We start from the raw sequence: 16,919 nt of genomic DNA, 5'->3' as shown, positions 1-16,919 counted from the left end.
GCGTTCCCAGACGCTAGCAGCGGTGAACCCTGTAGGGACAATCACTTTGAGCCGATCGCAAGGTGTTCCAGTCCCACGGAGCTGAGCAGGTCTGCAAGCCGGCAGTGTTCTTCCACAAGACGGAAGGCATAAGTGGCTTTCACCGCTTCGTGCAGACGCACATGACCGAACGCCTGCTCGATCACTTCAACGGTCCCGAGTGTGTCCTGCTCAACCTTGAGCAGTGGAACTTCCAGTTCATCCGCTCGACTGATCAACTGGGGGAGTGGATCACCAGCACCCGTCAGAATCAGACATTGCGTGGATGCCTCCAGAGCCGCCAGCTGGATATCGGTACGATCTGCACCGGTCACCACAGCCATGTTGCGGCGGCGGCGAAAGAACTCCATTGCTGAGTTCACATTCATCGCTCCGATGCTGAGCGTCTCGACCAACAGGTCGAGCTTCTCTCGGCAGCAGATCACTCGAGCATCAAGCCGACGCACGAGTTCGCCCACCGTGACGCTGCGCAGCAGCGGAGAACGGGGCATCACACCAAACACCTTGATTCCAAGGGCCTGGAGAGACGGCACAACATCACGTTCCAGGCTTTCCACATCATCGGGGATGACTGCGTTCAGCACCACCCCGCGAAGTCGATCACCGAGCTGCTGACTGGCGGCCAGCAACGCATCGACGCTGCGACTGTCTTCCCAGAGGTGCACGAGCACCACCGGTGCATCGAGATCGCGGGCCAGTTGCACCAGACTCAGGCCGTAGAGCAAACCCTCATGGAGATTGCCGGCGGCTTCCAGCAGGGTGACACTGTTTTCCGATTGCTCCAGACTGGTCCTGAGTTGCTCAAGTCCTTCTCCGGCGGCCAAGGTTCCCTTCGCAAGCCGTTCCTGGGCAGTCTCGGGGGACAGGAGATGCAGAGAGGGGATCAGGTCCTGATGAGGCAGACCGAGGGTCTCTCCCACGAAACGGACATCGTCATCGATCAACGGTGAAGACAGCACGCCCTGATCGGACTCCCTGTCCAGACTCGTGGCAAGCGGTTTTCCAAAAAGGACCCGAATGCCGACCGAGCGCAGATGCCTTGCAATCCCGAGCACCAGGGCGGACTTGCCGCTGAAGGGTTCACAGGATCCGATCAGCAGCGTTGAGCCCATCAGGGAGATCTGAGGTTGATGCCCACAATTTAAGGGGAACCATCCTCCCCAATCTGCTCAAGCAACAACCACTGCCAGAAGCTGTCCGGGAGATCCTGACGGCCAGCTTCCACAACTTGCATCAGCCAATCGAGCAGTTGATGCGCAGGGCATTCGAAGGGGTACAGCTGATCACCCTGTCCTCGAAATCGCAACTCACAGCGGCACGTCTGCAGCGGGGCATTGGCAGCGCTCCAGTTCAGCAGGTATCGATGGGGCTGAGCACCACTGCAGCCACGCTCTCCATCGAACTGGCCCAGGGGAAGTTGTTCGAGAGCATGCCTGAGGGCCTGCTCTCGACGCAGTCCCCCGCAATAAGGAGCGAACAGAGCCAGTTGAGCGTCACCGGACGGGCTGGACAACGTCATACCGTCGAGCTGTTCCAAGCATGCACCAGTTCACCGCCATGGCCCAGCCTGTGCCAAGGACCCCCGACGCAAGCTCCATGGCAGAGACCTGGTCAGGTCGCAGGGTGGGAATCACAGGAGCAGGAGGTGAACTGGGTCGTGCACTCACGCGCCGACTCAGACAGAAGGGCGCCTGGGTCGTTGCGCTGAGTCATCGCCCTAAGCCAACGGAACTGAACAGCCTGACCGGACCACAGGAGTGGGTCTGCTGGAGCTGCGGAAAGGAAGAGGAACTCGATTCCACCCTGAGTGGTCTCGATCTGCTCGTGCTCAATCACGGCATCAACCCCGGAGGCGATCAGAGCCCCGAGAGCCTGAACAAGGCTCTTGAGATCAATGCCCTCAGCCAATGGAGGCTTCTGCAGCGCTTTGAACAGCTGGAGAGGAACCTCCAGCAAGACACCCATCGTCCGGAACTGTGGGTGAACACCTCGGAAGCCGAGATCCAACCGGCCCTCAGCCCTGCTTATGAGCTGAGCAAGCGCTTGATCGGTCAGCTCGTCAGTCTGCGCTGGAGTGCACCGCGTCAGCAGCGGACGCAGCTTCCGACCCTGCGCAAGCTGGTGCTCGGGCCGTTCCGTTCGGACCTCAATCCGATCGGTGTGATGTCGGCTGATTTCGTGGCAGGTCAGATTCTCTGGCAAGCCGATTTAGGCCTACCGCTGATCATCGTGACCCCCAATCCACTCACTCTGCTGGCGATGCCGTTGATTGAGCTGGGGCGGTTGACCTACAACAGGCTGCTGTGGGCTAATCGCCACGATCCGTGAGGATCTCGCATCCATCGGACGTCACGACAATCGTGTGCTCCCACTGCGCGGAAAGGCTGCCATCACGCGTGACCACAGTCCAGCGGTCCCTGAGCGTGCGACAGGCTTTGCTGCCGGCATTCAGAATCGGCTCCACGGCCAGGGTCATGCCAGGACGCAACTTCACGTTCGGCAAGACGTCCGTTCTGAAGTTGAACACCGAAGGTTCTTCGTGGAGATTGCGGCCAACACCATGGCCCGTGTAGTCCTCCACCACACTGAAACCACCTTCATGGACGCGATCCTCAACGGCTCCAGCGATATCGAGCAGCGTGTTTCCTGAGCGGATCTGAGCCAGTCCTGCCATCAGTGACTCCTGAGCGACCTTGCTGAGGGTCGCCGCCTGATCACTGACCTCACCAACGCAGATGGTGACACAGCTGTCGCCGTGATAGCCCTCGAAAAAAGCTCCCGTATCAACTTTGAGCAAATCGCCGGCATGGATCACCTTTCTGCTGTTGGGGATGCCGTGCACCACCTCGTCGTTGATGCTGGAGCAGATGCTGGCGGGGAACCCGTGGTACCCCTTGAAACTCGGGGTTGCTCCCATTTCCCTGATGCGCCGCTCAGCATGGGCATCAAGATCGGCGGTGGTCTGGCCGGGCTCGACCATCTCCATGATTTCCCGGAGCACAGTCGCCACGATGCGACTGGCCTTGGCCATGATTTTCAGCTCTCTCGCCGACTTGATCTCCACTCCTCGACGCTGCTGGATGCGCGGGCCAGTGGCAGTCACGCTGCCGGTTTTGGTCGAAGCAAGCAGATCAGCGAACAAGTTCATCGGTGATTCCTTCGGGCAGTCCCGACGTCCTGCTGTCACGCTATCAATGGTGACGAGCTGATGCCGGTGGCTCTCTGGATGGCACGACTGCGGCGCTGGCACAGCAGGGTGGCGCCCTTGGTCCTTTTGCCGTTGATGACCACAGTCATCACAGGTCTGAGCTACCGGGTTGCGCGCGACTGGTTCGGAGTGAGTCGAGACAGCGCCCACTGGCTGATGAGCCTGCATGAAGGGGAATGGCTCGGACCGCAGCTTGAACCCGTCGTGGTTGTTCTCAATGCACTGGGAGTGCTCTGGATGTTGATCACCGGAGGCGGAATGATGCTGCAGTCCTGGAGGAATGCCTGGAAGAAACGCTCAGTGGACGGTGGGTCGGCAGGGTAAGCTGGTTGTTTGGCGTGATTACCCGGAGCTGGGATGGCAGCGGACCAGAAAGACACATCTGCACAAGAGAGCGCAGACGTCACAAGCACTGAGAACGAGTCCCCGAAGACTGCTGCTCCAGCCGCAAAGAAGGCTGTACGCCTCAATCCTGCTGAGCTGATCAGGGAATTTGAGCAAGCGCAGCAGAAAACCGACCTCCCAGACATCTATGTGGGCGACACCGTCCGTGTCGGTGTTCGCATCAGCGAGGGCAACAAGGAACGCGTTCAGCCCTACGAGGGAGTGGTGATCGCCAAGCGTCATGGCGGTGTCAATCAGACCATTACGGTCCGCCGGATCTTCCAGGGCATCGGCGTTGAAAGAGTCTTTATGCTGCATAGTCCTCAAGTTGCCTCCATCAAGGTGGAGCGCCGCGGTAAGGTACGCAGGGCGAAGCTTTTCTATCTGCGGGAACGGGTGGGCAAGGCCACCCGCGTGAAGCAGCGCTTCGATCGCTGAGGCTTAGGTCTCGTTCAATCCAATGCCATCACTCCTGTGATGGTCGAGGGGCCCATCGCCTTGCGCCGTTAGTTCAGTTGGTAGAACGCAGGTCTCCAAAACCTGATGTCGGGGGTTCAAGTCCTCCACGGCGCGTCCGATGGCCCCTTCTGCAGTTTCCTAGTTTCGAGCATGGAGTTGGATCTTCAACCTGGTGATGTGGTCAAGGTCCTCGAATCAGCCGCTCTCGGCTGGGTTCGTGCCCGTGTCATTCGCGTCAAATCCGGAGGACGTGTGGTCGTGCAGAGCGACCAGGGCCGTGAGTTCACTGCCCGTGGCAATCAAGTTCGTTTAATCGAGCCCGCAGGTTTTCGTCCCTGATCAAGCTGAATCCGTCCCTTCACGGGATCACTGAGGCCGGTGGCTGTCGCCACCGGTTTTTTATGACGTCGGCGGGCGTTTGCCGGAAGAACCGTTGTTGGTGGATGACCAATGATTCAAATCCGATTCACAACGCCGTGATGCTCTGCAAGAAGCCCTCAGGTTGGTCAGATCTGTTCATGCCCGGTGGATCAAAGCATCCAGGGGTCAGTTGAGCGGAATCTGAAACATGAGCCCATCGCCAGATCTGGTGGCAATCCAGGCGTGGTGGGTTCTGAAGTCACGTCGTTGAGAACCCGACCAACGCGCGTATTGACGGAGGGCAGGGCAACAGTCGATACTTTCGAAGTCGCGAGAGCGACACAGATCAGATTCCAACGGACGAGCACCGTCGATCTGAATCCGATCTGGGACCGTAGTTCAACCGGTTAGAGCACCGCCCTGTCACGGCGGAAGTTGCGGGTTCGAATCCCGTCGGTCCCGTTCTTCATCCCGAGCCCCACCATGGTGCGTGTTCGTCTGGCCCCGAGTCCAACGGGCACTCTCCACATTGGGACGGCAAGAACAGCGGTCTTCAACTGGTTGTTCGCGCGACACCAGAAGGGTCAGTTCCTGCTGAGGATTGAGGACACCGACAAAGAACGCTCCAAGCCGGAATTCACCGCGAACATCTTCGATGGACTGGCATGGCTCGGCATCGACTGGGATGAAGATCCCACGATTCAGAGCGAGCGCGTCCACGAGCATCGCTCTGCCATCCAGCTGCTGCTCGACCGTGGCCTCGCCTATCGCTGTTACGCCAGCGAAGAGGAGCTCGCGAACATGCGAGAGGCCCAGAAAGCTGGGAACAAAGCACCTCGCTACGACAACCGACACAGACAGCTCACGGCTGAGCAGGAAGCATCGTTCCAGGCCGAGGGCCGTGAGGCGGTGATCCGCTTCCGGATCGATGACAGTGAAGAGATCCACTGGCGTGACCTTGTCCGTGGGCCGATGAATTGGCGCGGAGCTGATCTCGGCGGTGACATGGTCATTGCCCGTCGTGCTCCGGCCGATCAGATCGGAGACCCTCTCTACAACCTCGTGGTGGTGGTCGATGACGCAGCCATGGCGATCACGCATGTCATCCGAGGCGAGGACCACATCGCCAACACCGCCAAGCAACTTCTGCTGTACCAGGCTCTCGAGCTGGCTGCACCGGTCTTTGCCCACACCCCGCTGATCCTCAATGCCGAGGGACGCAAACTCTCCAAGCGTGACGGCGTCACATCAATCAATGATTTCCGGTCCATGGGGTACACGGCGGAAGCGATCGCCAACTACATGACCCTGCTGGGCTGGTCCGTTCCCGAAGGGATGGAGGAACGCTTCACCCTCACGCAGGCAGCCGAAGTGTTCAGCTTCGATCGAGTGAACAAAGCCGGTGCGCGTTTCGACTGGGACAAGCTCAACTGGCTCAATGCACAGGTTCTGCATGGCCTCACACCGCAGCAACTGCTGGATGACATCTCTCCGCTCTGGCGCGAGCAGGGATGGAACCTGCCTGAGGACGTGAGCTGGAGTCTGGCTTTGTGCGAATTGCTCGGCCCCTCTCTCACCCTGCTGAACGATGGCGTTGACCAGGGACGACCCTTTTTTGTTTGCCCCGAGCTTGAGCACGATGGCCTCAAGCAACTGGAGGCCGACGGAGCCAAGGTCGCGATCGCTCAGCTTGTGAAATCACTTGAGAGTGATCCATGGGACGGCGGTGACACCACAGAGGCTCAGTCACTGCTTGCAGATGCTGCAAACAAAGCCGGCGTGAAAAAGGGCGTTCTGATGAAATCGTTGCGTGCCGCTCTGCTCGGCCGCCTGCAGGGGCCGGATCTGATCACGACCTGGTCATTGCTGGCCAGGGTCGGGCAGGACCTGCCCCGCCTGAAGCGCTGCCTCACCTGACTCCTCAGGCTCGGATTGAATCAAACCCAAAACGCGTGCCAGGGGTTGGGCTGTCAGTCCCTGGAATCCCACAGTCATCAGGATCGTGAGAAACACCAGACCCTGAAGTCGTCCTGCACCAAGAATCCCTGCCTGCTCAAGACGAATCGAAAACAGGGATGCCACAGCGGCCGTGACAATTCCGCGGGGCGCCAGCCATCCCATGAACAGGCGTTGGCGCCAGTCCAGTGGCAATCCGATCGTGGCCACGCCCACTGCCGCCGGACGCACCAGCAGCATCAGCACCAGGACACAACTGATGCCACCCCAACCCAGCGGACTGAGTTCAGCCCACGACACATCAGCCGCCAACAGCGGGAACAGCATCGTGATCGCCAATCTGGCCAGTTCGCGGATCAGCTCGTCCAGTTGAGCCGCCTGCGTTGAGGGACGACGGCCCACCACAACTCCGGCAGCGACTGATGCCGGCAAACCGGATTCGGGCAGCAGCCATTCGCAGATGGCAAACATCAGGAACAGAACGCCAAGGGTCAGCTGCAGCCGTAAGCCCACGGCATGCTCTGAAGGCAGACGCCTCAACAGCTCCGCCAGCAGCCATCCAACAGCAACTCCGATCAGCACCCCGCCACCGAGTCGCGACAGCAGACCAATCGCCAGACCTCTCCAGCCGTAGAGATCGCCGAGCAACAGCTCAAGCAGCAGCAGCGCCAGAACGGCTCCCACAGGCTCGAGCACCAGTCCCTCCGCTTCGAGCACATCGCCAAGGGGAGGAGCCAGGCGAATCTGTTGCACGATCGGCGTGACCACCGTGGGGCCCGTTCCCAACACAATGGCGCTGTAAACGGCAGCCACGGACCACCCCAGTCCGGCCAGCCAATGCGCTGCCAGGATTCCGGCTCCCAGCGAGAGCAACAAACGCAGCACGGAGATCCGCAGCACGGTCGCCTTGATGGTGTCGCCGGGCAAGCGCAGATTCAGCCCTCCGTCAAACAGAACGAGACTGACCAGCAGGCCAACGGTTGTCTCGAGCCCCTCCCCCAGGTCCAGGGGCTCCACAAGGCCAAGGCCGGATCGTCCGATCAGCAGTCCTGACAACAGCAACAGCACCACCCCTGGCAGTCCTGACAGGGCAGCGAGCAATCGCGCACCGGCCCCGGCAAACACCGTGATGCCCCAGAGCAGTCCAAGCCTCTCAGGCGTCATCGATGGATGCGAATTGCGGTTCCACACGCACGCCGATCACCGCTTCGGGACGGATCACCAGGTATTCCCCTTCGAGATCCCCGAGTGGGACGTTCACGAAAGCCTGACCACTCCCGCCATTCACCAGACCCTGGTACCACTCCTGGAATGTCTCGAGAGTCGGGAAATGCACCACCTCTGTTTGGCCTCCCGAGAGGTGAAGCGAAATCTTGTAGCGGCGAGGGGTGCGTGTCATCAGCGAACCGTACAGGCCCAGGGGAAAAGCTGGCTCCCCGCAGCCACATAGAGCGGGTGTCGAGGTTGACCGCTGCGGGTGGTTCCGATCACCAGTGGAGGAGCCCCCTGCAGCCGCAGAGCCAGAGCCGTGGCGAGCATCATCAGCACCTGCCGGTCACGGCAATAGAGGGCGCCCGACTCACCCCAGCCCAACCAGAGATCGCAGGCGGGTGAGCGGGACCACGACTGAAACCAGTCCGTCAGCACGCGGTCGCAATGCTGGCCCACGGGATCGGCGCAACGACGCAAAGCCGTCGGGGATGGTGAGATCCTCCCGAACAGATTGAGCACCACCAGCTGGTGATAGCCCCAGTTTCGAGCAAAATTCTGGAGTCTCCTCAGTGTGGGGTCATCACGACCAGCATCGGCCAAAGAAGGATTGAGACCAACAAACAGGAGCTGCCTGAGCGGGTCAGCCTGCGATGGCCTGCGGATTGAACGACGCAGCACCCAGCGGTAATGGCCGCAGGGACTGAAAGCGGCATCAGCTGTTGAGTAGGGCAAGTGCGGCTTCAAGAATCCTGCCGCTGGCTCGACCATCTCCGAAAGGGTTCACGGCCCTGGCCATCTGTTCATAGGCCTTCGGATCGTCGAGCAGGCGTGAAGCCTCCCGGGCGATCGAGTCGCTGTCGGTCCCGATCAATCGAGCGGTGCCGGCATCAACAGCCTCGGGTCGTTCAGTCGTGCGACGCAGAACCAGCACGGGCTTCCCCAACGCAGGAGCTTCCTCCTGGAGACCACCGGAATCGGTGAGCAACAGAGTGCACCCTTTCATCGCAGCGACCAGCCGGTCGTAGTCCAGCGGCTCGCTCAGAACGACTCTGGGATGGTCGCCGAGCAAGGCCCGCAGAGGCTCCCGAACCGTGGGGTTGCGATGCAGAGGCAGCAGCAGGACAGCATCAGGATGATCATCAAGCACCTGAAGCATGCCCGCAGCGATGCTGCTCAGTCGCTCTCCCCAGTTCTCCCGCCGATGAACCGTGGCAAGAATCACCCGCTGGTTGGTCCAATCGATCGGCAGATCGGACAGAGCAGGAGCCTGCTCAGCCATGTGCAGAAGCGCATCGATCACCGTGTTGCCAGTGACCATCACATGACCAACCACACCTGAGCAGTTCAGATTGGCTTTCGAGCGCTCGGTAGGAGCGAAATGCAACTGGGCAACTTGAGAGATCAGACGTCGATTGGCCTCTTCTGGGAATGGGTCCAAAAGATTGTCCGTTCGCAGACCGGCCTCCACATGACCAACGGGAATCTGCTCGTAGAAAGCAGCCAGGGCGGCAGCGAAGGCCGTGGTGGTGTCTCCCTGAACAAGCACCAGCCCTGGGGGGAACGCCTGGAAGTCATCGCGCAGGCCCTGAAGAGCCGCGCAAGTCACATGGGTGAGGGTCTGGCGCGGCGCCATCAGATCAAGGTCCTGATCGGCCTTCAACTGAAAGAGATCCATCACCTGCGTGACCATCTCACGATGCTGTCCAGTCAGAACAACCCTTGTTTCGAGCGCTGAACAGGCTCTGAATTCCTGAATGACGGGGGCAAGCTTGATGGCTTCCGGGCGGGTGCCAAGGACGATGGTGACGCGGGGCCTGGCAGCCATAAACCGTGAGTTGGTGGCGAAATCTTAAGCGGGTTTCAGACCCCTCCCAGCAAGCCTTCACTTGCCAATGGCCCAGCTTTGGCGAAGCTGATTAAAGACGTCCAGAAATTGTGTGAGCAAGCCGATCTTTCCACCGGGCTTTCCCACCGGGGCCGTCTCCCCGCCGGGGCATCCCTCTCCAGCAACCGCAACGATCGGCGATGGGAAGGATGAGGTGCCCAGCCTGGAGCAGATCGTGCGCATCGCCCATGACAAAGGACATTCAGACGTTCATCTCGGCGTCGGTGAAATTCCTCGCTACCGGGCCCGAGGCGAGATGCTGACGACTGAGTGGCCCTGCTCAACTCAGCAAACCTTCCAACGCTGGCTGAGGGAAATCCTGACCCCGCAGCAGATCGATGATTTCCATCAGATCAAGGAATTCGACGGGGCCCATGCGTTTCCTTTTGTGCGCGTGCGCATCAACCTTCTGGACTCACTGCGTGGGCCAGCAATGGTTCTGCGGCTCATTCCCCAGACGATCCTGACCCTTGAGCAACTCAATCTGCCCGAGGTTCTGTGTGAGCTGTCCTCACGGCCCAAGGGTCTCGTGCTGATCACCGGCCCGACCGGATCCGGGAAAAGCACAACACTGGCGGCGATGATCGATTGGATCAATCGAAACCAGAGTCGGCACATCCTCACGATTGAGGACCCGGTTGAGTTCGTGCACACAAGCCAGCGCTCACTGATCCGACATCGGGAGGTCGGGCTGCACACCCTGAAATTTCACAACGCTCTGAAAGCGGCTCTGCGTGAAGATCCCGACGTCATCCTTGTCGGTGAGATACGCGACCAGGAAACACTGAGTACGGCACTGGAGGCCTCTCAAACTGGACATCTGGTGTTTGGAACACTGCACACCAACTCAGCGGTCAAAACCGTGGAGAGAGTGCTTGGCATGTTCCCGCCTGAGGAGCAGGAGAGCGTGCGACGTTCTCTGTCGGAGTCTCTGCTCGGTGTGATCTCACAGGGCCTGGTTCGCACCACAGATGGCAAGCGGGCTGCCTTCCACGACATCCTGATCAACACGGAAGCCTGCAAGGACTACATCCAGCGCGGCGCTCTGGATGAAGTGGAGGAGATCATGGAACGGAGTGGGTTCGACGGCATGGTCACAGCCAATCAGTGCCTCCAGAATCTTGTTGAGGAGCAGAGAGTCGAACCGGACCATGCGGTCGCTCAGAGCCTGAAACCGAATGAGCTTGCTCAGGCCCTGAGGGGACGGGGATAACGATCACAACCTGCCGTCAGGCGGCAGGAATTCCAGGGGTTGAGACCCTGATCACAAACAGAATTCCGAGCGCAATTGACAAACCCAGCATGGCCAGTCGGCCATTCCAGATTTCGGCCTGGGGTGTGAAGCCTCTGCGCCAGGCGTTCAATTCGACGGAATCAACCTCCTCGACGTTGTTCTGCTGGCGCGTTTCGGCCTTGATCGACATCACCGGGATGCAAGTCGCGACACCCTATGAACTGAAATTCAGAAAGGCGGATTCGATTGATACAGAGGAGCGCAGTTTTCGAGAGCCCAACGTGCTGAAACGCCCAGAGCCAAAGAGCTGGAGATGGCTTCGGAATTCAGACGTCCAAGGGCAGCAGCCCCCACCATTGCGGCGTTATCGGTGCAGTAGCTGAGCGGCGCCAGGTGCACATCAACTCCCTGTTCAGCCCCCCTTGCATCCATGCATTCACGCAACCGCTGATTGGCCGCCACTCCGCCCACCATCACCAGTGTCGACAGTCCGAGATCGCAACAGCATCGGAGGCTGCGATCGACCAACACATCCACAACGACCTGCTGAAAGCTGGCGGCCAGATCAGCCAGGGGCAAAGGCTCGTCCCAAGTCCGACAAGCCTCCACCTGACGAAGCATCGCCGTTTTCAGGCCGCTGAATGAGAAGTCGTAGGGGTAGAACCCCCCTCCGGGTTTTGAAACACGGCCTTTCGGCAAGCTGAAACGGGTGACATCCCCATCAACGGCAGCAGCTTGAATCGCAGGCCCGCCTGGGTACTCAAGTCCCAGCAGACGTGCCACCTTGTCGAAGGCTTCCCCAGCGGCGTCGTCATGACTGCGCCCGAGGCGCTCCAGCACTCCCGTTGCTTCAACGCGAATCAGTTCCGTATGCCCGCCGCTCACCAGTAAGACGAGATAGGGCGGCGCTGGCGGGGATAAGGCCAGCCGGACCGAGGCCAGATGGGCTTCGAGATGGTGGATGGCGATGAACGGCCGGCCATGAAGAGCTGCCAGGGTGCGGCCCGTCACGGAACCCACCATCAGGGCCCCGACCAGACCTGGGGTGACGGTGGCAGCCACTGCATCCAGATCGCTGATCGACAGTCCCGCGTCATCAAGCGATTGGTCGATCAAGTGGGGGAGTGCTTCCACATGCCGGCGTGAGGCAATCTCCGGCACCACGCCACCCCACTGGGCATGCTCCTCGATCTGAGACGCAATCCGATGCGACAGAACCTGCAGGCGACCGTTGTTCTGCTCCACAACAGCCGCGGCAGACTCGTCACAACTTGTTTCGAGGGCCAGGACCTTGGCCATGCAGGTCAACAGCCTCCACTACCGTCAATTTGATACATCCTGCCTTTCCAGGGCAGATTCAACAGGAACCGTTCCGATGCGTCGTTTCTTCGCCCTCGCGCTGTCGGCCCTGCTGGTATTCGGCTTCGCACCGGTTGCCAGAGCTGATGTTGCAGGACTGACTCCCTGTTCTGAAAGTGCACGATTCCAGCAACGTGCCAGTGCAGCCTCAACACCACAGGCTGTCGCTCGCTTCAAGATGTACAGCAAGGCATCCTGTGGTGAAGATGGTCTGCCCCATCTGATCGTTGACGGTCGCTGGAACCATGCTGGTGATTTTGTCCTTCCCGGCCTGATGTTCCTTTACATCACCGGAACCATCGGTTGGGCTGGCCGTGACTATCTCAAGGCCATTCGTGGTCGCAAGGATCAGAACATGCTCGAGATTCAGCTGGACATGAAATTGGCCTTGAACTCCGTTGTCAAAGCAGCAACATGGCCCGTTGCTGCCATTGCAGAGTTCAACAGTGGCAAGCTGACTGAAAGCGATTCGAAAATCACAGTTTCACCCCGCTGATTACAAAAGCTTCTTTCTTCGACTGTTCAACGATGAAAAAATTTCTCTCCACTGCACCTGTGGTTGCCGCCATCTGGTTCACGTTGACTGCAGGCATCCTGATCGAGTGGAACAGATTCTTCCCTGACCTGCTGTTCCACCCCCTCTGATCGCTCAGGCGTCGGCCAGCTCCATCAACCTCTCTAGATCGATCAGTGCGGTGTCGAGGTCATCATTGATGACAACGGCATCGAATTCTTGCTGAGCTTGGAGCTCAGTTCTGGCACGATCCAGCCGCTTCGCAATCGCGGCCTCCATTTCGGTGCCGCGGCCACGGATGCGTTGTTCAAGCGCTTCAAAACTTGGGGGTGCAAGAAAGATCTGCAGAGCTTCAGGGAAGCTGCGACGCACCTGACGAGCACCTTCGAGTTCGATTTCCAGCAAGACGGGAGTGCCCAGTTCAAGTCTCTCCATCACGGGCTGTTTGGGGGTTCCGTAGCAGTTACCGGCGAATTCAGCCCACTCCAGAAGCCCTCCCTCGCGGACCAGTTGGTCAAACGATTCACGCGATTGAAAGAAGTAATGAACGCCGTCTTGTTCACCCTCTCTTGGAGCACGGGTGGTGGCGGAAACAGAAAGCCAGAGCTGGGGATGACGCTCGAGTAGGCGAGTCACCAGAGTCCCTTTGCCAACACCGCTGGGGCCTGTCAGCAAAGCGAGCCTGGCGTGGCGGTCGGTCGTTGCCATGGCTTGTGTGCGGTCAGGCAGCAGGGTAGGAAGGCACCCCAGTCGAAAGGCCACCGGCTAGCGATGGCGAAGAGCACGCTTCAGGTGATGGACCTCACCAGCCTTCGGGCGGTGCTGGCAGATCTGCGAGCACAGATCATTCCAAGTCGCTTTGAAAAAGCACAACAACCCAATCAGCAGAGCCTGCAGCTGGGCTTCAGAACCCTGAAAGGAATGGTCTGGCTTGAACTCAGCTGGCAGGCGGACGCCGCCAGATTGGTTCAGATTCCATCACCTAAGCGGATTGGGAGTGGCAGCACTCTGGCTCAGCAGGTTCAGCATGGCCTCAGGCAGCTGGCCCTGGTTGAACTGGAGCAGCGAAATTTTGAGCGGGTGGTGCTGTTTCATTTCGCTCCACGGCCTGGCGAGGCGAGCGTGCGCACTTTGGTGCTGGAGCTGATGGGACGTCACAGCAATGTGCTGCTGCTGGATGACCAGAAACGGATCACCGCCATTGCCAGGCAGGTCAGACAGCACCAGTCACGGGTCCGTCCGCTCAGTACCGGAGACCCCTACATCCCGCCGCCGTCGCTGCAGAGCCTGCCGCCAAGCTGCGAGGAACCGTTCGAACAATGGAAGCGCAGACTGACTTTGGTGCCGGTTGATCTCGGCAGAGCGCTGCGCGACACCTATCAGGGCATCAGCCCCGCGCTGACGAGGCAACTCATCAACGTCCCCTCGATGGATGAGGCACCGCCACCGCTCTCAGCCAGCACTTCTGTTGAGGAGATCAGCGATCACCAATGGCGATTGCTGCATAGGCGCTGGACGCGCTGGCTGAACCAACTCAGTTGTGACGACTTCATCCTTCAGCTGGATGAGGCCGGCGGCTATTGCGTCTGGGCCGATCCTGCCGACTCAGCCAGCCACAGCGAATCACTCAGCCTGCGTCTAGGGCTTTACTACACGAAGCATCTCAACCAGAAACAACTGCTGAAAGCAAGCCAGGACCTGCAACAGCTTCTGGAACAGAGCCGACAGCGGGAACAGGCTCAGCGTCTCGAGCAGGTCGAGCGGCTGAATGCCACTGGCGGCGCCGATGATCTGCAACATCGGGCGGATGCCATTTTCTGTCAGGCCGCCCCTGACAGGGAAAGCATTGAGCAGGCCCAGAAGCTTTACCAACGGGCGAAGCGACTGCGCCGGTCCATTCCCTTAATCGAGGAACGACTGGTCCACCACGATCAACGCCTCGCGCTGATTGACGGCAGCGCAAGCTTCCTGGCGGACCTGATGCAGGCGGACTGGGACGATGCCGACGACCGCAACAATCAATTGCTTGAGCTGAAGGCTGAGCTGGAGGAACTGCTCACGCCTCGCCGTCGCCGTCGCCGTAGCGGTCCTCCACCGGGGCAACCTCAGCCACTGGAGATCCGCTCTGAGGGTGGATTGGTGATTCAGGTGGGGCGCAATCACCGCCAGAACGAGTGGATCAGCCTGCGTCAAGCTCGTGCAGGGGATCTCTGGTTTCACGCGCAGGAGTGTCCAGGCAGCCACGTGGTGCTGAAGGCCTCGGAAGCGGCTGCTGCGGAATCAGACCTGCAGCTTGCGGCAGACCTTGCCGCCTGGTTCAGTCGGGCAAAGGGCAATCGACGTGTACCGGTGGTGATGACTGGTGTGGAACATTTGCAGAGAATTCCGGGCACTGCGCCGGGAACCGTGCGACATCGCCAAGCCGAGTTGGTCTGGGCGGAACCGGACCGTGCACACAGAGCCCTTGAAGCTTGGGACCCCCTAGCCTGATCCCAGCCAACTGCTCACTCACCTCTGACGCCGATCACGCCTGAAGAGTCCCCGAAGCTGTCACCGCCGCCGCCGATTCGGATCGGAGTTCAGGACGGTCCTCCCAACGACGTGGAGATGCCTCTGGTCGACCATCTGGAGGAGCTGCGTCAGAGAGTGCTGCGCAGTCTTGTCGCAGTGGTTGTCTGTGCCTTGGCCTGCCTTGTGGCGGTGCGTCCTCTGGTCAGAATTCTGGAAGAGCCCGCAGGTTCGATCCGCTTCCTGCAACTGGCTCCTGGCGAATTTCTGTTCGTGTCGTTCAAAGTTGCCGGCTATGCAGGACTCACGCTGGCGCTTCCCTACGTGCTGTATCAGGGGCTGGCCTTTGTTCTGCCAGGACTGACTCAAGGAGAACGACGGTTGATTGCGCCGTCTGTGGCTGGATCAGCTGTTCTGTTTCTGGCCGGCCTTGCCTTTGCCTGGTGGGCTCTTGTGCCTGCTGCTCTGAATTTTCTCGTCAGCTATGGCGCCGATGTTGTGGAACCGATCTGGTCGATTGAGCGCTATCTCGACTTCGTGCTCTTGCTCATGCTGTCCACCGGACTGGCCTTTCAGCTTCCTGTTCTGCAGCTTCTTCTGGGAGTCTTCGGACTGGTCAACTGGCAACGCATGCTCTCTGCGTGGCGCTGGGTCGTGTTGATCTCAGCCCTTGCAGGCGCTGTCCTGACGCCGTCGACAGACCCGGTCACCATGTTGTTGCTGGCTGGGGCAATCACCGCTCTCTACCTGATCGGAGTGCTTCTTGTTGCAGCGGTTCAACGGTTCAGAGCAGAAACTCCTCCAGAGTCCCCTCCCCCTGCAGCTGCAGACTGAGCGCCTTTCCGAGTCGCGGCTTGTCCCGGGTCGTGAGCAACCAGTCCCGGACAGTCTCCGCTTCCCCCAGTCTGTTGACGATTTCCAGGACTTCCGCGAGATGAGCCCGGTAGTCAGGCTCCTCCAAAGGGAAGGACTGTTGCTCGAGATAGGCCCACATCACCTGGATGTACATCCGTCTGCGCCTGGTGACCAGCTGAAGGTCATAGCTGGCTTGCCAGCGGGAGCGCAAAAGGTCGATGACTTCATCGACGCTCAGAGGGCGCGACTCCAGAGGGGAGGAGTAATCAGTGCGCACTGAACAAGACCTTGAACATCAATGAAAATCCAGTCTCCGCAGAGTGTGACATGACCCAATAGAGCCCATAATTGCGCCATCCAGTGCCCAACGAACGTCAGATATGACTCAGATGCCAGCCGCTGATGTGCCCGGAATGGGCCGCAGGCAGTTCATGAATCTGCTGACTTTCGGTTCCGTGACCGGCGTCGCCCTTGGAGCGCTCTATCCGGTGGTGAATTACTTCATTCCGCCACGGGCTGCGGGAAGCGGCGGAGGCACCAGTGCCAAAGATGAGCTCGGCAACCCCGTGACGCTCAGCGGCTGGCTCAGTAACCACCCCACAGGTGACCGCAGCCTTGTCCAGGGTTTAAAGGGTGATCCCACCTATTTGATCGTTGAAGGGGAAGACGCCATCGGCAGTTATGGCATCAATGCCATCTGCACCCACCTGGGCTGTGTTGTGCCCTGGAACAGTGGCGCCAACAAGTTCATGTGTCCTTGCCATGGCAGCCAGTACGACGCCACCGGCAAAGTTGTGAGAGGTCCGGCGCCCCTCTCACTGGCCCTGGCCAATGTGAGCGTTGAAGACGACAACGTTTTTGTGAGCCAGTGGAGCGACACCGACTTCCGCACAGGTGAGAAGCCCTGGTGGGGCTGATCAAGAACCTTTTGCCCACCGCTCTTTCC

General features: G+C 59.7%; 22 protein-coding genes and 2 tRNA genes. 13 read left to right on the top strand and 11 right to left on the bottom strand.

The genetic code is table 11. The annotated features are described in order from the left end of the window. Window positions 1–41 precede the first annotated feature (41 nt). Both AC6EI9_RS14050 and ebsA read right to left on the bottom strand, forming a co-directional pair. On the bottom strand, window positions 42–1,151 hold the full coding sequence (locus AC6EI9_RS14050; RefSeq protein ID WP_498468319.1) for a phosphotransacetylase family protein: 1,110 nt from the start codon (window positions 1,149–1,151) through the stop codon (window positions 42–44). A 29-nt stretch (window positions 1,152–1,180) separates the two neighbouring features. Continuing rightward, window positions 1,181–1,558 carry a type IV pilus biogenesis protein EbsA gene (gene ebsA, locus AC6EI9_RS14045; protein ID WP_498468318.1) on the bottom strand — a complete coding sequence of 126 codons (378 nt, stop codon included), beginning with the start codon at window positions 1,556–1,558 and terminating at the stop codon, window positions 1,181–1,183. 20 nt (window positions 1,559–1,578) lie between these two features. Here ebsA and AC6EI9_RS14040 point away from each other — a divergent pair, with 20 nt between their 5' ends. Continuing rightward, window positions 1,579–2,367: an SDR family oxidoreductase gene (locus tag AC6EI9_RS14040; RefSeq protein ID WP_498468317.1), complete on the top strand. Its 789-nt coding sequence runs from the start codon at window positions 1,579–1,581 to the stop codon at window positions 2,365–2,367. Here the strand turns inward: AC6EI9_RS14040 and map are convergent. Continuing rightward, window positions 2,348–3,187, bottom strand: a complete 840-nt coding sequence (map, locus tag AC6EI9_RS14035) for a type I methionyl aminopeptidase (protein WP_498468316.1) — start codon at window positions 3,185–3,187, stop codon at window positions 2,348–2,350. The two genes, AC6EI9_RS14040 and map, sit on opposite strands and share 20 nt — an antisense overlap. Window positions 3,188–3,247: 60 nt before the next feature. Between map and AC6EI9_RS14030 the strand changes: the two genes are divergently transcribed. From AC6EI9_RS14030 to gltX, 6 genes are all read left to right on the top strand, one after another. Beyond that, window positions 3,248–3,571: a PepSY domain-containing protein gene (locus AC6EI9_RS14030; RefSeq protein WP_498468315.1), complete on the top strand. Its 324-nt coding sequence runs from the start codon at window positions 3,248–3,250 to the stop codon at window positions 3,569–3,571. A 33-nt stretch (window positions 3,572–3,604) separates the two neighbouring features. Next, the gene (gene rplS / locus AC6EI9_RS14025) at window positions 3,605–4,069 is read left to right on the top strand and encodes a 50S ribosomal protein L19 (RefSeq protein ID WP_498468314.1); all 465 of its coding nucleotides are present in this window, start codon (window positions 3,605–3,607) and stop codon (window positions 4,067–4,069) included. A 62-nt stretch (window positions 4,070–4,131) separates the two neighbouring features. Then, window positions 4,132–4,204: transfer RNA gene (locus AC6EI9_RS14020), tRNA-Trp, on the top strand. Window positions 4,205–4,240: 36 nt separating this feature from the next. Next, the gene (locus AC6EI9_RS14015; protein ID WP_006043540.1) at window positions 4,241–4,429 is read left to right on the top strand and encodes an SH3 domain-containing protein; all 189 of its coding nucleotides are present in this window, start codon (window positions 4,241–4,243) and stop codon (window positions 4,427–4,429) included. Window positions 4,430–4,838: 409 nt separating this feature from the next. Continuing rightward, window positions 4,839–4,912, top strand: a tRNA-Asp gene (locus AC6EI9_RS14010). Between the two features lie 21 nt (window positions 4,913–4,933). Next, the gene (gene gltX / locus AC6EI9_RS14005) at window positions 4,934–6,367 is read left to right on the top strand and encodes a glutamate--tRNA ligase (protein ID WP_498468313.1); all 1,434 of its coding nucleotides are present in this window, start codon (window positions 4,934–4,936) and stop codon (window positions 6,365–6,367) included. Here the strand turns inward: gltX and AC6EI9_RS14000 are convergent. From AC6EI9_RS14000 to wecB, 4 genes are read right to left on the bottom strand one after another with little or no spacing between them, the layout of a single operon-like run. Beyond that, on the bottom strand, window positions 6,311–7,570 hold the full coding sequence (locus AC6EI9_RS14000) for a cation:proton antiporter (RefSeq protein WP_498468312.1): 1,260 nt from the start codon (window positions 7,568–7,570) through the stop codon (window positions 6,311–6,313). The two genes, gltX and AC6EI9_RS14000, sit on opposite strands and share 57 nt — an antisense overlap. Beyond that, on the bottom strand, window positions 7,560–7,805 hold the full coding sequence (locus AC6EI9_RS13995; RefSeq protein WP_498468311.1) for a hypothetical protein: 246 nt from the start codon (window positions 7,803–7,805) through the stop codon (window positions 7,560–7,562). Before AC6EI9_RS13995 ends, AC6EI9_RS14000 begins: the two co-directional genes overlap by 11 nt. Continuing rightward, window positions 7,805–8,362, bottom strand: a complete 558-nt coding sequence (locus AC6EI9_RS13990) for a DUF1643 domain-containing protein (protein WP_498468309.1) — start codon at window positions 8,360–8,362, stop codon at window positions 7,805–7,807. Before AC6EI9_RS13990 ends, AC6EI9_RS13995 begins: the two co-directional genes overlap by 1 nt. Continuing rightward, entirely contained in the window at window positions 8,331–9,443 is a 1,113-nt protein-coding gene (gene wecB / locus AC6EI9_RS13985) for a non-hydrolyzing UDP-N-acetylglucosamine 2-epimerase (RefSeq protein ID WP_498468308.1), read from the bottom strand. The genes AC6EI9_RS13990 and wecB overlap by 32 nt, the downstream gene beginning before the upstream one ends. Window positions 9,444–9,555: 112 nt before the next feature. Between wecB and AC6EI9_RS13980 the strand changes: the two genes are divergently transcribed. Next, window positions 9,556–10,716, top strand: a complete 1,161-nt coding sequence (locus tag AC6EI9_RS13980) for a type IV pilus twitching motility protein PilT (protein ID WP_498468307.1) — start codon at window positions 9,556–9,558, stop codon at window positions 10,714–10,716. 16 nt (window positions 10,717–10,732) lie between these two features. Here the strand turns inward: AC6EI9_RS13980 and AC6EI9_RS13975 are convergent, their stop codons facing one another. Both AC6EI9_RS13975 and tsaD read right to left on the bottom strand, forming a co-directional pair. Then, the gene (locus AC6EI9_RS13975; protein WP_498468306.1) at window positions 10,733–10,927 is read right to left on the bottom strand and encodes a high light inducible protein; all 195 of its coding nucleotides are present in this window, start codon (window positions 10,925–10,927) and stop codon (window positions 10,733–10,735) included. Between the two features lie 38 nt (window positions 10,928–10,965). After that, complete coding sequence (gene tsaD / locus AC6EI9_RS13970; RefSeq protein ID WP_498468305.1) at window positions 10,966–12,036, bottom strand: tRNA (adenosine(37)-N6)-threonylcarbamoyltransferase complex transferase subunit TsaD; 1,071 nt, start codon at window positions 12,034–12,036, stop codon at window positions 10,966–10,968. 76 nt (window positions 12,037–12,112) lie between these two features. On the opposite strand from tsaD, the gene AC6EI9_RS13965 reads away from it, so the two are divergent. Both AC6EI9_RS13965 and psaJ read left to right on the top strand, forming a co-directional pair. Then, window positions 12,113–12,592 carry a Photosystem I reaction center subunit III gene (locus AC6EI9_RS13965; protein ID WP_067092821.1) on the top strand — a complete coding sequence of 160 codons (480 nt, stop codon included), beginning with the start codon at window positions 12,113–12,115 and terminating at the stop codon, window positions 12,590–12,592. A 32-nt stretch (window positions 12,593–12,624) separates the two neighbouring features. Then, window positions 12,625–12,741 carry a photosystem I reaction center subunit IX gene (gene psaJ / locus AC6EI9_RS13960; protein WP_066905917.1) on the top strand — a complete coding sequence of 39 codons (117 nt, stop codon included), beginning with the start codon at window positions 12,625–12,627 and terminating at the stop codon, window positions 12,739–12,741. Between the two features lie 4 nt (window positions 12,742–12,745). Here the strand turns inward: psaJ and gmk are convergent, their stop codons facing one another. After that, window positions 12,746–13,318, bottom strand: coding sequence for a guanylate kinase (gene gmk, locus AC6EI9_RS13955; protein ID WP_498468304.1), 573 nt, complete (start codon window positions 13,316–13,318; stop codon window positions 12,746–12,748). Between the two features lie 63 nt (window positions 13,319–13,381). On the opposite strand from gmk, the gene AC6EI9_RS13950 reads away from it, so the two are divergent. Next, window positions 13,382–15,100 carry an Rqc2 family fibronectin-binding protein gene (locus AC6EI9_RS13950; protein WP_498468303.1) on the top strand — a complete coding sequence of 573 codons (1,719 nt, stop codon included), beginning with the start codon at window positions 13,382–13,384 and terminating at the stop codon, window positions 15,098–15,100. A gap of 117 nt (window positions 15,101–15,217) precedes the next feature. After that, window positions 15,218–15,952, top strand: a complete 735-nt coding sequence (gene tatC / locus AC6EI9_RS13945; RefSeq protein WP_498468302.1) for a twin-arginine translocase subunit TatC — start codon at window positions 15,218–15,220, stop codon at window positions 15,950–15,952. On the opposite strand, the gene AC6EI9_RS13940 is transcribed toward tatC, so the two are convergent. Further along, window positions 15,903–16,250 carry a DUF3067 family protein gene (locus tag AC6EI9_RS13940; RefSeq protein ID WP_498468301.1) on the bottom strand — a complete coding sequence of 116 codons (348 nt, stop codon included), beginning with the start codon at window positions 16,248–16,250 and terminating at the stop codon, window positions 15,903–15,905. The two genes, tatC and AC6EI9_RS13940, sit on opposite strands and share 50 nt — an antisense overlap. A gap of 103 nt (window positions 16,251–16,353) precedes the next feature. On the opposite strand from AC6EI9_RS13940, the gene petC reads away from it, so the two are divergent. Further along, complete coding sequence (gene petC, locus AC6EI9_RS13935) at window positions 16,354–16,890, top strand: cytochrome b6-f complex iron-sulfur subunit (RefSeq protein WP_498468300.1); 537 nt, start codon at window positions 16,354–16,356, stop codon at window positions 16,888–16,890. Window positions 16,891–16,919: the final 29 nt, after the last annotated feature.

Source organism: Synechococcus sp. MIT2312 (assembly GCF_059772315.1).
Note: the sequence above shows the minus strand (reverse complement) of the source record. Positions and strands in the feature narration are given on the sequence as shown.

Excerpts from the sequence above, each read along its gene's own strand:
- AC6EI9_RS13965 (WP_067092821.1), top strand. The coding sequence starts at position 12,113 with ATGCGTCGTTTCTTCGCCCTCGCGCTGTCGGCCCTGCTGGTATTCGGC.
- gmk (WP_498468304.1), bottom strand. The coding sequence starts at position 13,318 with ATGGCAACGACCGACCGCCACGCCAGGCTCGCTTTGCTGACAGGCCCC.
- map (WP_498468316.1), bottom strand. The coding sequence starts at position 3,187 with ATGAACTTGTTCGCTGATCTGCTTGCTTCGACCAAAACCGGCAGCGTG.
- AC6EI9_RS14000 (WP_498468312.1), bottom strand. The coding sequence starts at position 7,570 with ATGACGCCTGAGAGGCTTGGACTGCTCTGGGGCATCACGGTGTTTGCC.
- ebsA (WP_498468318.1), bottom strand. The coding sequence starts at position 1,558 with ATGACGTTGTCCAGCCCGTCCGGTGACGCTCAACTGGCTCTGTTCGCT.
- AC6EI9_RS13995 (WP_498468311.1), bottom strand. The coding sequence starts at position 7,805 with ATGACACGCACCCCTCGCCGCTACAAGATTTCGCTTCACCTCTCGGGA.
- petC (WP_498468300.1), top strand. The coding sequence starts at position 16,354 with ATGACTCAGATGCCAGCCGCTGATGTGCCCGGAATGGGCCGCAGGCAG.
- psaJ (WP_066905917.1), top strand. The coding sequence starts at position 12,625 with ATGAAAAAATTTCTCTCCACTGCACCTGTGGTTGCCGCCATCTGGTTC.
- tatC (WP_498468302.1), top strand. The coding sequence starts at position 15,218 with ATGCCTCTGGTCGACCATCTGGAGGAGCTGCGTCAGAGAGTGCTGCGC.
- wecB (WP_498468308.1), bottom strand. The coding sequence starts at position 9,443 with ATGGCTGCCAGGCCCCGCGTCACCATCGTCCTTGGCACCCGCCCGGAA.
- AC6EI9_RS13975 (WP_498468306.1), bottom strand. The coding sequence starts at position 10,927 with ATGTCGATCAAGGCCGAAACGCGCCAGCAGAACAACGTCGAGGAGGTT.
- AC6EI9_RS14015 (WP_006043540.1), top strand. The coding sequence starts at position 4,241 with ATGGAGTTGGATCTTCAACCTGGTGATGTGGTCAAGGTCCTCGAATCA.
- AC6EI9_RS13950 (WP_498468303.1), top strand. The coding sequence starts at position 13,382 with ATGGCGAAGAGCACGCTTCAGGTGATGGACCTCACCAGCCTTCGGGCG.
- AC6EI9_RS14040 (WP_498468317.1), top strand. The coding sequence starts at position 1,579 with ATGCACCAGTTCACCGCCATGGCCCAGCCTGTGCCAAGGACCCCCGAC.
- tsaD (WP_498468305.1), bottom strand. The coding sequence starts at position 12,036 with ATGGCCAAGGTCCTGGCCCTCGAAACAAGTTGTGACGAGTCTGCCGCG.
- AC6EI9_RS14050 (WP_498468319.1), bottom strand. The coding sequence starts at position 1,151 with ATGGGCTCAACGCTGCTGATCGGATCCTGTGAACCCTTCAGCGGCAAG.
- gltX (WP_498468313.1), top strand. The coding sequence starts at position 4,934 with ATGGTGCGTGTTCGTCTGGCCCCGAGTCCAACGGGCACTCTCCACATT.
- AC6EI9_RS14030 (WP_498468315.1), top strand. The coding sequence starts at position 3,248 with ATGCCGGTGGCTCTCTGGATGGCACGACTGCGGCGCTGGCACAGCAGG.
- rplS (WP_498468314.1), top strand. The coding sequence starts at position 3,605 with ATGGCAGCGGACCAGAAAGACACATCTGCACAAGAGAGCGCAGACGTC.